We start from the raw sequence: 14,924 nt of genomic DNA, 5'->3' as shown, positions 1-14,924 counted from the left end.
TCACACCTTAAATCTGTTGACGCCGGAGCGTAATTTGCTGGCAATGTCGGTCATATTGTCGACCGTGGCCGAGGTCTGTACCAGAGATTCCACGGTTTGCGACGTGGCATCTGTCAGTTGGCTCAGCGCCAGGTTAATTTGCTCTGCCCCTTCGGTTTGCTGGCTCATGCCTTCATTCACCTGCTGGATGTGGGGGGCCAGTTCCTGTACCTGTTCAATAATCCGCGACAGCTGTTCACTGATATGCACCATGTCCGCGGACCCCCGGCGTACTTCTTCCGAAAATTTGTCGATACCCATCACCCCCGCGGCCACCGCAGACTGAATTTCACGCACCATCTGTTCAATATCAAAGGTGGCTATGGCGGTCTGGTCGGCCAGGCGCCGGATCTCGTTGGCCACCACGGTAAAACCTTTGCCATACTCGCCGGCTTTTTCAGCTTCAATAGCCGCATTCAGTGACAGCAGGTTGGTCTGGTCTGCCACTTTCATAATGGTGATGACCACCTGATTAATGCCGGTAGCCCGTTCGTTCAGCAGTGCCAGTTTGCCGGAGACCATCTCTGCGGCAGACGATAACTGGCGCATCACATCATCCATATTGCTGACGGAGGTCTGGCTGGTTTGCGCCAGCCGGGCTGTCTGATCCGCGGTTTCGGCGGTTTCATTCACTGTTTGCAGCAACTGTTTGGCGGTCGCGGCAATTTGTTTAGACGTGGCGCCAATCTCCGCTGTGGTGGCGGCGGTTTCGGTGACAGTGGCCTGTTGTTGTTTCGACGTGGCAGCCAGCTCGGTAATGGAGGTGGCCAGTTGTACCGCCGAACCCTGGGTTTGCAGTACCAGCTCTTTCAGCGATTCGGCCATTGAATTAAAGCCTTTGATGATGGTGCCAAATTCGTCGTTGTTGTGCTCTGCAATACGGTGAGTTAACTCGCCTTCCCCCATTTTCTGCATACCGGACAACACAGAGGCGATAGGGGCCATAATGGCGCGGCGCAGGAAAAAGCCACAGGCTAAGGCGATCAGTATGGCGACAACTATGCCGCTGAACACCACATACACATTACGTGCTATGCCTGCCTGCAACAAATCCACATTGGTGTTAAAACTGTCTTCATTCAGCTGCACCATGTCGTTCAGCGTGTCACGCACCTGAAACCAGGCAGTCTGCTGTGTGTCCAGAGCTAACGCGCTTTGTTGGCTGGTTCCGTTATCGGCCAGTTGCAAGGTCATATCGCTGAGTTCAAAGTAACGCTCCAGCTGGGTTTGCAGTGTCTTATACAACTGGGCGTTTTTTTCCTGCGATATGGTGGCAGCATACTCTTGATAGCTGGCAAGAATGTTTTTTTGCTCAGACGACAACTGATTACGCCCTTTCTCCAGCAACTCTCGGTGCAGTTCCGGGGTCAGTTTCAGCGAGAGCAATAAATGATTCACCTCAAGCCAGTGCTCTGCGGTTTCCCAACGAATATCCCTGGCCATATCCATGCCTTTAAAATCAGATTTTTCAATGGAGGTGACATTGGCTTCGTTAATTTGTGCTCTTTGGTAAAACAAAGCGCCACAGAGCATAATGGCACCCACAATGAAGAAAAAACTCAGGTAAATACGTTGGCTCAAACTGACATTTTTCATCTGTATTTCCTTTCACAACCGATGTGAATACTCTAAGCAGTTCAACCTGTGATTTCCACATTTATCAGATTAGTGGTTGCAACTTGGGCAAAGAATAGACTGTTCCCGTGCAGGTAACACAGATTTGACCAGGGCGTGCTGTCCGGCACATACTGGACTGAAGGAATAAAAACCGGGAGTCTACTGTGCCACTTAAACTTCTGATCACTGATTTAACTCAGGAAAATTCTTGTTCAGAGGTGGAAGCCAAGCTGCAATCCGCCGGTTATAAAACCACCTTGGCCACCAGCCTGACTCAGGGAGTGGAGTTGGCGCTGGTGAGTCATTTTGATGCCATGCTGTGCCTGGCGGATGGGCCCCTGCCAACCCTGAACGAAAATCTGCACCTGATCCAGCAGGCCGGTTACGATATTCCGCTGGCGATCTTGTGTTGGGAACCCTGCCATGTGCCTGCGGCCACCCAGCATTATATGGCGCCTTGGAACTGGGCTGAGATCCACGCGTGGCTGGGGTCGTTGACCCGGATTAAACTGCGGAAGATGTCGGTACCAGACGATTTGCATCATCTGTTTTTGAAATCGCTGACTCAGGCGGGCATTGAGCTGGAAACGGCCCTGGTGGCCGACGACTGGCTGAGCATCAAACATATTGTGCACCGGCTCAAAGGCAATGCGGCCTGTTTTGGTGAGGGCGAGGTGACTGCTCTGGCCAACGAACTTCAGCTGTTATGGGAAGAACAAAAAATTCAGCCGCAGGCTGAACAGCTCGGGCCTTTGCTTGCCGCCCTGAAGGCCAGAGGCACTGTATGAGGCGTGAGACCCACACCGTTTTACTGGTGGATGATCAGGAGTTTACCCGCCAGCTGTTGCAGAATAATCTGACGCATCTGAAGCTTGAAGCCCGGCTGGAACAGTACATCTGGAGTTTTCAGCATGCGCATACGGCTAATCTGGCACTGAAGCTGTTTCATATGCATCAGCCGGAGCTGGTGTTTCTGGATATAGAATTGCCCGATCAGTCCGGCTTGTATCTGTTACGCCGTTTTAAAGAGCTGAACCCGGATTGTTTTGTGGTGATGGTCAGTGGCTTCAGTACGCTTAACAATGTGAAAGAAAGTATTCACAGTGGTGCGTCCTCTTTTATTGTGAAGCCATTTTCCGGTGAAAAAATACTGTCGGTGCTGAGCAAATTTAAACAGCGCTGCGTCAGGACCTGACCGCCTTCACGACTTTCGCCAAAGCGCTCTATACTCGTTTTACAGTGGATGCGGAGGTGGTTATGTTAGTCACTTTTTATTCAAAAAATTCAGCCCCTGTTACCATGTTTGGCCAGGTTGCTGTCCAGTTGCTGCATATGATGGGGCACAGTGGCAAAGTGCCGGGCGCGTTTTACGCTGAAGATGTGGCCGCTCATTTAGCCAGCCTGCGAGACAAACTGCAGCACTGGCCGGAAGAAAGTGCTATCGCCAAAACCGGTCATGAACCGGATGCACCGGTCAGCTTACGCCACCGTGCTGTGCCTTTGATTGAACTGCTGCAAGGCGCTGTGCAGGGCGGCAATAATGTCAGCTGGGAGTAGACAAAGGTAACGGAAGGTAACTTTTTGTTGATACTAGCATCAATTTACCTACAATAGTGCGCAACAACACCCCTCCCGCTACCCGTCAGATCAGCGCCCTGTGAGGGGTTACTTTTTTGGTGAGCCGCAAAAGGAATGCAGTTCACAAAACCTCCTCTCCTGAATGAAGAACTTAGCCTGCCTGGTCCATCGCCAGGTAGGTCCTTTTCCTTTTTTTACGATCTCTTTACGCCCAGAACCCAAAGCCATCTGGAGACTTTACGGCCGGTTTTTTTAAGCTTGATGTGATGTTGTTTAACTAAGGATCAGGCTTATGAGCTGGCTGTTATTGTTGTTGGTGGTAGTGCTGGGTGCGCTGCTGAGTTACGCCATGATGGCTCCTGAAAAGTTTTAAGGAGCCATCATGGAAATTCTGTTGATTCTGACGCTGGCGTTACTGCTGGCCTGGCCTTTGGGCCTGTATATGACCGGGATTTTTTCCGGCCAGGCGCATTGGTCGGACCGGTTGTTTTTACCGCTGGAAAACGCCCTGTTTAAGTTGCTGGGCGTCAACCCGCTGCAGGGAATGAACTGGAAACAGTATGGGGTCGCTTTTTTGCTGACCAACCTGGTGCTGGGCCTGATTGCCTTTGTGCTGTTGCTGGTGCAACACCAGTTACCGCTGAACCCGGATGGTGTGGGCCCGCTGAGCTGGGATTTAGCGCTGCATACGGCGGTGTCCTTTTTAACCAATACCAACCAGCAGCACTATTCAGGCCAGGCGCAACTGACCCTGTTCAGCCAGTCGGTGGTACTGGTCACTTTGCAATTTGTCACTCCTGCTTTTGGTCTGGCGATTTGCCTGGCGGTGCTGCGAGGTTTAACGGGCGGCCGCAATAAAGAGCAGGCCAAAGAAGGTGATGAGCGGGACCTTGGCAACTTCTATCAGGACACAGTGCGTTCTGTGCTGCGCCTGTTGTTGCCTTTGGCCGCTGTGTTGGCTTTGGCTTTAGCCAGTCAGGGGGTGCCTACCAGTTACAGCAAAGCGCAACAGGTGGAGTTACTGCAGCCCACCGAGCAAATGCAGCAGCAAACCATTCCGCTTGGCCCTGTGTCGGCTATGGTGGCTATTAAACAGCTGGGCACCAATGGTGGCGGCTGGTATGGCCCGAACAGCGCCAACCCGCTGGAAAACCCGACACCGGTCAGTAACGCGCTGCAAAGCATTGCGATAGTGCTGATCCCGATGGCCGTGGTCTTTATGGCCGGAGGCTTGCTGCGTAACCATGGTTTTGCCCGGATGAGCCTTGGTGTGATGGGGCTGCTGTGTGTGATGGGTATTGGTGCTGCCGTCTGGAGCGAACAACAGCCCAATGCAGCCTTTGAGGGGCTGGCGGCTGCACAGGGCAATATGGAAGGCAAAGAAGTGCGTTTTGGCACGGATTTGTCGGCACTTTGGGCCAACCTGACCACCCAGACTTCCAATGGCTCAGTCAATGCAATGCATGACTCACTGAACCCTGTGGCCGGGTTGGTGACCCGCGCCAATATGCTGATCAATGCCATTTGGGGAGGGATTGGCTGTGGTTTCGTCAACTTTATGGTGTATGTCTGGCTGGCGGTGTTTTTGGCGGGCCTGATGATTGGCCGTACGCCGGAAATCTTTGGCCGTAAGCTGGAAAAAACTGAAATCAGCTGGCTGGGCGTGCTGTTGGTGTTGCCCAGCCTGGTGATCCTGACCTTTACCGCTATCACTGTGGCTATTCCTGCGATCACCGGCAACAGCAATCCTGGCCTGCATGGCATCAGCCAGGTGTTTTATGAGTACACCTCTGCTTTTGCCAACAACGGGTCTGGTTTTGAAGGTTTGGGCGACAACACTTTATGGTGGAACCTGAGCACAGTGATCACCCTGATCCTGGGCCGTTACCTGCCGCTGATGATCCCGCTGCTGGTGGCTGGTCGTCTGGCCAGTAAACGTCTGGTTCCGCAAAGCGCGGCGACCTTACCGCTGAACAGTCTGGTGTTTGCGGTCACCCTGGTCACAGTGATCCTGGTGCTGAATTTCCTGTCGTTTTTACCTTCTATGGTGCTTGGCCCAATCGGCGAAGCGCTGCAATAACGCGGAGTTATCTATGAGTACTGCAGTTTTAGTCAGTAAAGATCAGCTGAAACAGGCCAGTCGGGATGCCTGGGTACGGTTGCACCCCAAATGGGCAGCACGCAATCCTGTGATGTTGCTGGTCTGGGTGGGCACCCTGGTTGCTTTGTTATTAACGGGCAAAACGCTGGTACAGGGCGGCAACGCTGGCTTTGAGCTGGTGTCCAGTCTGGTGCTGCTATTTACCCTGTGGTTTGCCAATTTTGCCGAGGCTATTGCTGAAGCCCGAGGCCGGGCTCAGGCGTCCAGCCTCAAAGCCACCCGCCGCGATTTAATAGCACTGCGCCTGCTGGACAATGGTCAAATCCATCAGCAAAGCGCCAGCCAGCTGAAAGCTGGTGATCTGGTGCTGGTCCGGGCTGGTCAGCTGGTACCGGCCGACGGCGAAATTATTCATGGTGTGGCCACCATCAATGAATCGGCCCTGACCGGGGAGTCTGCCCCTGTGTTGCGTGAAGCCGGAACCGATCACTCAGGGGTGATCGCCGGCACCACAGTGTTGACTGGTGAAATCAAGGTACAGGTGACGGCAGAAGCCGGTCATAGCTTTCTTGACAAAATGATCAGCCTGGTCGAAGGCAGTAACAGACAAAAAACACCGAACGAGCTGGCGCTGACTGTGTTACTGGCGGCACTGACGCTGGTGTTTCTGATTGCCGTAGCGACTCTGCCTGCTCTGGCTGGTTTTGTTGGTATTGAACTGGACCTGCTGATGCTGATTGCGCTTTTGGTCTGTTTAATTCCAACCACCATCGCCGGTTTATTGCCCGCTATTGGTATTGCCGGGATGAACAGAGCGCTGTCAGCCAATGTGCTGGCCAAATCCGGTAAAGCGGTGGAAGTGGCGGGTGACATCGATACGCTGCTGCTGGACAAAACCGGCACCATTACCTTTGGTGACCGTCAGGCCACGGCCTTTTTAGCCTTGCCTGGCATCAGTCAGCTGGAACTGATGCAGGCGGCCCAGCTGTGCTCACTGCAAGACCCGACCCCTGAAGGTAAATCTGTGGTGCGGTTGGCGCAGGAGCTGGGGGTGGCAGCGCAGAGTCTGCCGGACAATGCCGAGTTTATTCCGTTCAGTGCCCAGACCCGCTTGTCCGGCGTGCAGCTGGACAATGGCGACGCCGTGATGAAAGGTGCCGCAGACGCAGCCAAAAAATGGGCACAAAGCCGGGGGTTGGCAGTGCCAAATGCACTGGAGCCGCTGGTCAGCAAAGTAGCCCGTCAGGGTGCCACTCCCTTGGTGGTGGTGAATCAACGCCAGGTTCTGGGGGTGATCCAGCTGTCGGACGTGATTAAGCCTGGGGTGGCCGAACGTTTTGCCAAACTGCGGGCTATGGGGGTGCGCACTGTGATGGTCACAGGCGACAACCCGGTGACAGCAGGCGCTATTGCGGCTGTGGCCGGGGTGGATGACTTTATCGCTGAAGCCAAACCCGAAGACAAGCTGGCGCTGATCCGCAAAGAGCAAGCGGCAGGCAGGTTAGTGGCCATGGTTGGGGATGGCACCAACGACGCGCCGGCGCTGGCTCAGGCGGACGTGGGTCTGGCGATGAACAGCGGCACTCAGGCCGCCAAAGAAGCCGGCAATATGGTGGATTTGGATTCCGACCCGACCAAACTGCTGGCTGTGGTGGAAGTGGGCAAACAATTGCTGGTGACCCGTGGCGCTTTAACCACCTTTTCGTTAGCCAACGATATTGCCAAGTACTTTGTGATTGTGCCGGCGGTATTTGCCAGTGCGCTACCGGGTATTGGCGCCCTGAATATTATGCAGTTGCCCGACCCTGAACTGGCGGTGCTGTCGGCACTGATTTTTAACGCGTTGATTATTCCGGCCTTAATACCGCTGGCGTTAAAAGGCGTGACGATAAAGGCGAAGTCAGCCGCACAGCTGCTGCGCAACAATATGCTGGTGTTTGGTCTGGGCGGTATTCTGCTGCCTTTTGTGGCGATCAAACTGATTGATATGTTCCTGAATGTTCTCTGGTGATGGTCATGACAAACTCAATGAAAACGGCGCAAATCAGCCAATCTTTTCAAAGCACACACTCTGCTTCCAACTGGCGGCCGGCACTGACCTTATCTGCACTGATGTTATGGATTTGTGGTGGTCTGTACAGCGCCAGCCTGACTTCTGTGGCAGGGCTGCTGTTTCCACAGCAGGCGACGGGCTCCATACTGCAGCACAATGGCAAAGCCGTGGGGTCGGTTCAGGTGGCACAGCCCTTTACTGCGGCCACTTATCTGCACAGCCGACCCAGCAGTGTGGGTTATGACCCTATGGCTACGGGGGGCAGCAATATGGCGCCTGACAATCCGGCGTTGCGTGAACGGGTGGCGGCAGAATCGGCCCGCCTGCAGGCACTGTATCAGGTGCCTGCACAGGAGTTGCCGGTGGATTTATTGGCCAGCTCCGGTGCTGGCCTGGACCCGCACATCAGCCCCGAAGCGGCCCGGTTGCAGCTGGCCCGGATTGCCACAGCCCGGGGTGTGCAACTTTCCCTGTTACAGGCTCTGCTGCTCCAGCAGACAGAGCAGAAACAGTGGGGTCTTTTTGGTCAGCCCAGGGTCAATGTTCTGCAATTTAACCTGGCATTGGATCAGCAGTTTCCGCTCGCGGCCAGCCAACCCTAACCCGGTTTTCGCTGCAGGGTAACGGGAAGCTGCAGCGCTGCCTGGTCTTGTGCTGGTCTGGTACAAGGCCGGGCAGGTTTTTCCCGGCAATCAAGGATAAATCATGATGTTGAAATCAATGTTGGCAGCCGCTTTCTGTTCTGTGCTGCCTGTTGCTGTGTCGGCAGCCACTGTGCAGAGTTCTGGCAACCTGACACTGGTGTCGGACTATCTGTACCGCGGTATTTCGCAGACCAATGAAGGTCCGGCGTTACAGGGGCAACTGACCCTGAATCAGCAGGATGGCTGGTACCTGACAGCCTGGGGCTCCAATATTAAATTTGGTGACGGCAGCCTGGAGCTGGACCTGTCAGCTGGCCGCACTTTTGCACTGAATGACGACTGGAGTCTGGATCTGGGGCTGATGAAATACTTCTATCCCAAAGGCCATAACAGCAGCAATGGCTATAACTTTGTGGAGGCCTATGGCAAGCTGATTTATGGTCAGGCCAGTCTGATGCTGGCGGTGACAGACGACTATTTTGGCACCGGCGTGTCGTCTTTCGCTTACCTGAGTGGAGATTACTCTCAGGATTTAACTGACAATCTGCAGCTGGTCTGGCACCTTGGCTACAACCACTTTGACGGCGCTGAAGATTTTCAGCTGTTTTTAGGCGCGGCCCAACCTGACCAGTCTGCTTACACCGACTGGAGTCTGAAGCTGCAAAGCAGCTGGGCTGACATTCAGTGGGCTGTGGGTTATGCCGACACCTCGGTCAGTTCAGCGGCCTGCAGCGCGCTTTGCGATAAGCGCTGGGTACTCAGCGCCAGTAAAAGTTTTTAGTCCGGAGAACACCAGATGAATGCCGATCCGCGCCGCCAGCAAGCCGACGCGCTGCTGAAAAACCTGCAGCAGACACAAGGCGGGCAACTGAAGATTTTTTTGGGTGCAGCGCCTGGTGTAGGAAAAACCTGCGCCATGCTGAATGCGGCGCGTGAGCGGCAACAACAAGGTTGCAAGGTGGTGGTGGGGCTGGTGGAAACCCATGGCCGTGCCGACACTGAACAGATGTTGCAAGGCTTTGAATTATTGCCACGGCGTGAGCTGAATTATCAGGGCCAAAGCCTGACAGAATTTGATCTCGATGCGGCGCTGGCACAAAAGCCGCAACTGCTGCTGGTGGATGAACTGGCGCATACCAATGTGCCGGGCAGCCGGCATAAACGCCGTTATCAGGACATTGCCGAATTACTGGCTGCGGGCATCGATGTGTACACCACATTAAACGTGCAGCATATTGCCAGCCTGAACGACTTGTTATTGCAAATTACTGGTATCCGGGTACGGGAAACGGTGCCGGATGCCTTTATCGACAGTGCCCAGCAACTGGTGTTTGTTGATTTGGCACCCAACCATTTGCTGGAGCGCTTAGCTCAGGGCAAAGTCTATCTTGCTTCTGTGGCGGCTCAGGCGCAGCAGCAGTTTTTCCAGCTGGAAAGCCTGACCGCGTTGCGTGAACTGGCGATGAAACGGGTGATGAACCATGTGGACAGCCAGCTGAAAACTGAACAGCAGGCGAAAGCCCGCCATAACGATTACCTGCTGCAGGACAAGCTGCTGGTGCTGATCTCCAACCGGCGTGACCATGAGTATCTGATCCGGGCCGGGCGGCGGGTGGCGGAAAAACGCCAAATTCCCTGGCTGGTGGTTTGGGTGGATACCGGCGCCTTGCAAACCCCTCAGGCTCAGCAGCGGCTGCAATCGGCTTTTGAGCTGGCACGGGAGCTGGGAGCCGAAACGGACATTTTGCGAGGTCCTTCCACCTACCAGATGGTGTTGCCTTATATTTCTGACCAGCGCATCAATACCGTCTTGGTTGGCGCCGGTCAGAAAAGACGTTGGTTGCCCTGGCGTCTGCCTTTGTATCAGCAACTGATCCGCAGTGGTTTGCCACTGGAGGTATCGGTGTTTCGTGCCACTGAACGTGATAAATCGGCAGTGACGCCACCTGTGGTACCGCTGTTCGGCCAAAAGGCCGGTTACATCTTTGGTGTATTGACCACAGCGCTGGCCAGTGTGGTCAGTGTCGGACTGCAGACTGTGTTGCCCAGCGGCAACCTGGTGCTGATTTATGTGCTGGCTGTGGTCAGCTGTGGCTTGAAATACGGCGCCCGGCCAGCGCTTTTTACTGCCTTATTGGGTTTTGTCAGCTTTAACTTCTTTTTGACAGAGCCTTATTTCACCCTGAATGTCAACAAAGGCGACGACGTAGCCACCCTGGTATTTATGTTGCTGATTGGCCTGGTCTGTGGTCCGGCGGCATCGCGTATCCGCCAGCAGTTGTTGTTGCTGAACGCCGCCAACAGGCGCAGTGAACTGCAACGGGATTTTGCCCGTCAGCTGACGCTGGTGCATCAGCAACAGGATTTATGGCGTTGCCTGGCCAGTCAATTGAAACAGGCGCTGGGCTGCCCTGTTCACCTGCTGTACTGGCCGGATGAAAGCGCTGCTATTCAGCCGGTGCCGGAGCACCCTCTGCAGGCGCTGGACTGGGCTGTGGTGGACTGGTGCCGTCGCCATCAGCAAACAGCTGGCCGTTTTAGTCAGACGCTGAACGCCAGCCGCTGGACAGCCTTGCCACTGCAATCTGAACAGCAAACGGTTGCGGTGATGTTAGTTGAGTTTCCGGCTTCTGTAGCGGTTCTGCGGCCAGATGAGCAGGATTTAATGCAGAGCTTTTGCCAGCAGGCGGTGCAGGTCTGGCAGCGCCTGCAAATCAGCTCCGAGCTGGAAAGCTCCAGAGTCAAAGCGGAAATGGAGCAACTACGCTCCGCCTTATTGTCGTCGGTGTCCCACGATTTGCGGTCACCGCTGGCGGCTATGATGGGCTCAGCAGAAAGCCTGCAAATGCTGGATGGGCAGTTATCCCCCGAAGACCGGCATGAACTGCTGCAGACTATTTTGCTGGAGAGTCAGCGGCTGGACCGCTATATCCAGAACCTGCTGGATATGACCCGCCTGGGCCATGGTGGTCTCAAGCTGCAACGGGACTGGGTGGCACTGGATGATATTATTGCCAGCGCCCGGCAGCGGCTGAAACGTTTTTTTCCGCAGCAGGAGTTGTGGTACCAGACAGAAACCGCTTTGCCACTGCTGTATGTGCATGCCGCGTTGTTGGAGCAGGCACTGTTTAATATTCTGGAAAACGCGGCCAAATACAGCCCGCCGGACCAGGCCATCAAAATCTGGGCCCGTGCCAACAGTGAACAGCTGTGCATTGAAATTGAAGACAGCGGCCCGGGTATCCCGGCGGCACTCAGGGAAAAAGTCTTTGATATGTTTTATGTGGTGGCTGACGGCGACAGCAAAAGGCACAATACCGGCATGGGGCTGGCGATTTGCCGTGGTATGGTGGGCGCTCACGGCGGCTCCGTGGTGGCCACTGCGGCCCGTTCCGGCAGCGGTTCGCGTTTTGTGATTGAACTGCCGCTTTCCAGTAACAGTAAGAGTATGGACTAGTTGAACGCACGAATTCTGATCATCGATGATGAAGCGCAAATCCGAAAAATGCTGCGTATTGCACTGAAAAGTGTTGGATATGATGTGATTGAGGCTGAAACGGCCGAAGCCGGCCTGACCGCTTTAGTGCGGCAGCAGCCGGAGCTGGTGATCCTGGATTTAGGCTTGCCGGACGGCGATGGTCAGCAGTTGCTGGCCGAGATCCGTACTTTCAGTCAGGTGCCGGTGATGGTGCTGTCGGTGCGTCAGTCTGATACCGATAAAGTCAAGGCGTTGGACCATGGCGCGCAGGACTATGTGACTAAACCCTTCAGTATGGAAGAGCTGCTGGCGCGGGTACGGGCTCTGTTGCGGGACCGACAGCCCGCCCAGGCGCAGAAAAGCCTGACGGACGGCGCGCTGGAGATTGATTTAAGCCGGCGTTTGGTGATGCTGCACCAACAGCAGGTTGAACTGACCCCAAAAGAATATGCGGTGTTGGCCATGTTGGCCCGGCATCCGAATTGTGTGATTACCCAGACACAGCTGCTGGAGCAGGTCTGGGGCCCCAGCCACAGAGAAGACAGCCATTATCTGCGGATAGTGATTAGCCATTTACGGCAAAAACTGGGGGATGACCCGACTGAACCCCATTACCTCAAGACCGAAGCCGGTATTGGTTACCGGCTGGTGCTGGGTTAAGTTTGCGCCTGCGGATACAGCGGAAACCATAAAATAAAGGTGGTGCCGACACCGATTTCAGATTCGAAATCGATGCGGCCCTGCATCATTTCCACCAGGGTTTTGCTGATATTCAGCCCAAGGCCAGAGCCCTGATTACTGCGGCTGTCGGAGCTGTCAGCCTGGGCAAATTTGTCGAATATTTTGCTGCGAAAGGATTCGGCAATACCACAACCTTTGTCCTGCACCCGGATTTCAATGCCTTGCCCCGCCCGCTGATAACTTAACCACACAGTGGCATGGCTGGGAGAAAATTTTACCGCATTGGAAATCAGGTTCGACAGCACCTGCAACAACCTGAATTTGTCCAGATACAGGTGGGATCTGTGTAATTCCGGGCCTGTTTTCAGGCTTAGCTGCACCTGATACTGGTCGGCATAGGCCTGATTTTGCTGCAATGCTTCACGCATCAGCTCGCTAATATCCACTGCAGTGGTTTGCAGCTTTAACTGACCAAACTCCAGTTTTTCAATATCCAGAATGTCGTTGACCAGCCGGGTCAGCCGGTCGGTATTCAGCTTGGCGATTTGTACCAGTTGTGCGGCCTGAGGCGGCAAGGTACCGGTGACGCCGCCAGCCAGCAAGCCCAATGAGCCTTTGATGGAGGTCAGTGGAGTACGCAGTTCGTGGCTGACGGTGGAGATAAAATCGTTTTTCATCCGTTCCACTTTTTTGCGCTCACGCAGGTCGTGCAACATCAGAGTGAACAGATGTTTATCGGCCAGATCGACCCGGCTTAACCCGAGCTCTAACGGCAGCTGATTGCCATTCTGATGCAGGCCTGTCAGCTCATGCATCTGCCCCACCCACTGCTGCAATTGCTCCAGGCGCAAGGGTTGCAGCAACTGATGATCGTTGTGCTCGGGTAAGGTGGCCAGCAGCTTACTGACCGGAGCCTTAAGCAGTTCGGCAGCCGGATAACCAAATAAAGCCGATGTTTCTTTATTGACGCGCTCAATCAGGCCCTGATGGTCGACGATAATGATTGACTCGTTGGCATTGTCCAGAATAGAGCTCAGCTCTTTGGTACGCTGCGCGATCAGATGTTCTGTGCGGGCAGAACGACCGGTCAGGATCAATAAAAACACCCCCAATAAACTGCACAGTACCAGGCCGCCCGCCAGCACATACCAGCTGTGCATGCCGGAGTGCCGGTCCAGAAAGTGCTGGCTGGGTTGCAGCCGCAGTTCCACCGAACGTCCGGCAAAGGACCAAATCTGATTCCAGTCCAGGTAACGGGCATAAGCGGGCAGGGTTGCGGGCTGGTTGTGGTACGAAAGGTGACTGGCTAATTCTTTGATCGTCAGATGAAAGTTGTCGGTGTCAAATTGCTTCAGGCTGGCATCCACCAGTAAATCGGTACGAAAAACCCCGCAGATAAATCCAGACAGCTGCTGCCAGCGCTGCTCCGGGGTGTGCAGTGGACGGCCAGCTTTGAATATCGGGATAAAGATCAGTGCTGCAGGTTCGCCGGTCAGCAACTGAACCGGTGTGGTCATGCTGACCTGCCCTGAGATCACTGCGTAGTCCATGGCTTCACGGCGTTGGGATTCTGACCACATATTCAGGCCTATCCTGGTGGTGTCTCCTGTGATTGTGGCCGTCAGCCGGATAACAGCGGCATAAGGCTGGGAAGCATCCGCACTGAAATGACGCAGCACAATGGATGCGGGTAACTGATGGAGCTGGTCCTGACGCAGCCACTGCAGATAATCAAACGACAGCACCCCGGATTCACTCCAATTGTATTCGGCTAAAAACTGACTGAACTGCTGTTGGGTCAGCTGCGGGTTTAATGTCAGCAAGGACGACAGGGCCTGCATTTGCTGCAGTACCTTGCTGACTCTGAACTGAAACGAGCTGCTCACCTGCTTGGCCTGTTCAAAGAATTGCTGCTGGGTATTGTCCAGATGCTGTTGTTGCACCCTGCTGAACAACGCCGTCACCAGCAACATGCTGATGAGCAGAGGCAGGCCGAGATTCAGCATGCGGGGTTGCCAGATACTGCGGGGTTTAGCCAGCAGGACAAAAACCAAAGGGACAAACAGCGTGACACCAAGCGCGTCACCGATCCACCAGGTCAGCCAGGTGATACTGAGCTGGCCCGCACTGATTTGGCCTGTATACAGCAACAACAGTGTGGACAGGCTGGCGCTGAGCAAACAACTGACCGGGCCTGCCAATACCACCAGTCCGAGAATGCTGCGCTCAAAGGTCAGGGCCGGGTGGAAACTGGCATAACGCCGCACCAAAAAGACGGCAAGGGCCACTGTCAGGCTGGTGCTGCAGGCGATGCCACAGGGGATCCACCACTGCAGTGCCGGTGCCGTGCTGAGGTTTAACAAAAAGGAGCCGAGCCAGACGGCTGGCAGAATGCGATAGCCCCATAATAACGTCAGAGCCACGGCTACACCCACAGGTGGAAAAATCGCAGTGGCAAAACCTGGAGCAATAGCCAGCACTAAAGCCGCGTGCCCCAGCGCCAGATAACTCAGCACCATGGCGGCAACCTGGCCACAGGCACGCAATAAATTGGAGTTCAGCAAAGGCAAGGTCATCAGGCGAAGGTGCTATCTGGGTTGATCGGACTGCAGTTTTCAGCTTACTCCGCTTTCTCAGGAACACAATATGGGTCAGGTAAAAGGTATTGAACGAAGGCCGACTTTTATCAATTTTTCAATAGCAAACAACTCTGGCTGGAACCAAGCATCGTTC

11 protein-coding genes are annotated in these 14,924 nt (G+C 54.6%); 9 read left to right on the top strand and 2 right to left on the bottom strand.

Annotation, left to right across the window (positions count from 1 at the left end; translation table 11 throughout):
• Complete coding sequence (locus WKJ04_RS14130) at positions 1-1,635, bottom strand: methyl-accepting chemotaxis protein (RefSeq protein WP_337881003.1); 1,635 nt, start codon at positions 1,633-1,635, stop codon at positions 1-3.
• Positions 1,636-1,820: 185 nt separating this feature from the next.
• Between WKJ04_RS14130 and WKJ04_RS14125 the strand changes: the two genes are divergently transcribed.
• The 9 genes from WKJ04_RS14125 to WKJ04_RS14085 all read left to right on the top strand — a co-directional run bounded on the left by WKJ04_RS14125 (position 1,821) and on the right by WKJ04_RS14085 (position 12,170).
• Positions 1,821-2,444: an Hpt domain-containing protein gene (locus WKJ04_RS14125; protein WP_337881002.1), complete on the top strand. Its 624-nt coding sequence runs from the start codon at positions 1,821-1,823 to the stop codon at positions 2,442-2,444.
• Positions 2,441-2,851, top strand: a complete 411-nt coding sequence (locus WKJ04_RS14120; RefSeq protein ID WP_337881001.1) for a response regulator — start codon at positions 2,441-2,443, stop codon at positions 2,849-2,851. The genes WKJ04_RS14125 and WKJ04_RS14120 overlap by 4 nt, the downstream gene beginning before the upstream one ends.
• A 62-nt stretch (positions 2,852-2,913) precedes the next feature.
• Entirely contained in the window at positions 2,914-3,213 is a 300-nt protein-coding gene (locus WKJ04_RS14115) for a DUF1840 domain-containing protein (RefSeq protein WP_337881000.1), read from the top strand.
• Positions 3,214-3,616: 403 nt separating this feature from the next.
• Complete coding sequence (gene kdpA, locus WKJ04_RS14110) at positions 3,617-5,314, top strand: potassium-transporting ATPase subunit KdpA (RefSeq protein ID WP_337880999.1); 1,698 nt, start codon at positions 3,617-3,619, stop codon at positions 5,312-5,314.
• A gap of 13 nt (positions 5,315-5,327) precedes the next feature.
• Positions 5,328-7,346 carry a potassium-transporting ATPase subunit KdpB gene (gene kdpB, locus WKJ04_RS14105; protein WP_337880998.1) on the top strand — a complete coding sequence of 673 codons (2,019 nt, stop codon included), beginning with the start codon at positions 5,328-5,330 and terminating at the stop codon, positions 7,344-7,346.
• Positions 7,347-7,351: 5 nt separating this feature from the next.
• Positions 7,352-7,990, top strand: a complete 639-nt coding sequence (kdpC, locus tag WKJ04_RS14100; protein ID WP_337880997.1) for a potassium-transporting ATPase subunit KdpC — start codon at positions 7,352-7,354, stop codon at positions 7,988-7,990.
• 103 nt (positions 7,991-8,093) lie between these two features.
• Complete coding sequence (locus tag WKJ04_RS14095; protein WP_337880996.1) at positions 8,094-8,813, top strand: TorF family putative porin; 720 nt, start codon at positions 8,094-8,096, stop codon at positions 8,811-8,813.
• Positions 8,814-8,828: 15 nt separating this feature from the next.
• Positions 8,829-11,489: a sensor histidine kinase KdpD gene (locus tag WKJ04_RS14090; protein ID WP_337880995.1), complete on the top strand. Its 2,661-nt coding sequence runs from the start codon at positions 8,829-8,831 to the stop codon at positions 11,487-11,489.
• Positions 11,490-12,170 (top strand): response regulator transcription factor, encoded by a 681-nt coding sequence (locus tag WKJ04_RS14085; RefSeq protein WP_337880994.1) that lies wholly within the window; start codon positions 11,490-11,492, stop codon positions 12,168-12,170. It abuts the gene before it with no gap.
• Here the strand turns inward: WKJ04_RS14085 and WKJ04_RS14080 are convergent.
• A complete protein-coding gene (locus WKJ04_RS14080; protein ID WP_337880993.1) occupies positions 12,167-14,767 on the bottom strand; it encodes an ATP-binding protein in 2,601 nt (866 codons plus the stop codon). The two genes, WKJ04_RS14085 and WKJ04_RS14080, sit on opposite strands and share 4 nt — an antisense overlap.
• Positions 14,768-14,924: the final 157 nt, after the last annotated feature.

Origin of the sequence: Rheinheimera sp. (assembly GCF_037442345.1) — a bacterium.
Classification (GTDB): domain Bacteria; phylum Pseudomonadota; class Gammaproteobacteria; order Enterobacterales; family Alteromonadaceae; genus Pararheinheimera.
Note: the sequence above shows the minus strand (reverse complement) of the source record. Positions and strands in the feature narration are given on the sequence as shown.

Bases quoted from the DNA above. Each gene is read 5' to 3' on its own strand.
- WKJ04_RS14095 (WP_337880996.1), top strand. From the start codon at position 8,094: ATGATGTTGAAATCAATGTTGGCAGCCGCTTTCTGTTCTGTGCTGCCT.
- WKJ04_RS14090 (WP_337880995.1), top strand. From the start codon at position 8,829: ATGAATGCCGATCCGCGCCGCCAGCAAGCCGACGCGCTGCTGAAAAAC.
- WKJ04_RS14080 (WP_337880993.1), bottom strand. From the start codon at position 14,767: ATGACCTTGCCTTTGCTGAACTCCAATTTATTGCGTGCCTGTGGCCAG.
- WKJ04_RS14130 (WP_337881003.1), bottom strand. From the start codon at position 1,635: ATGAAAAATGTCAGTTTGAGCCAACGTATTTACCTGAGTTTTTTCTTC.
- kdpA (WP_337880999.1), top strand. From the start codon at position 3,617: ATGGAAATTCTGTTGATTCTGACGCTGGCGTTACTGCTGGCCTGGCCT.
- kdpC (WP_337880997.1), top strand. From the start codon at position 7,352: ATGACAAACTCAATGAAAACGGCGCAAATCAGCCAATCTTTTCAAAGC.
- WKJ04_RS14120 (WP_337881001.1), top strand. From the start codon at position 2,441: ATGAGGCGTGAGACCCACACCGTTTTACTGGTGGATGATCAGGAGTTT.
- kdpB (WP_337880998.1), top strand. From the start codon at position 5,328: ATGAGTACTGCAGTTTTAGTCAGTAAAGATCAGCTGAAACAGGCCAGT.
- WKJ04_RS14115 (WP_337881000.1), top strand. From the start codon at position 2,914: ATGTTAGTCACTTTTTATTCAAAAAATTCAGCCCCTGTTACCATGTTT.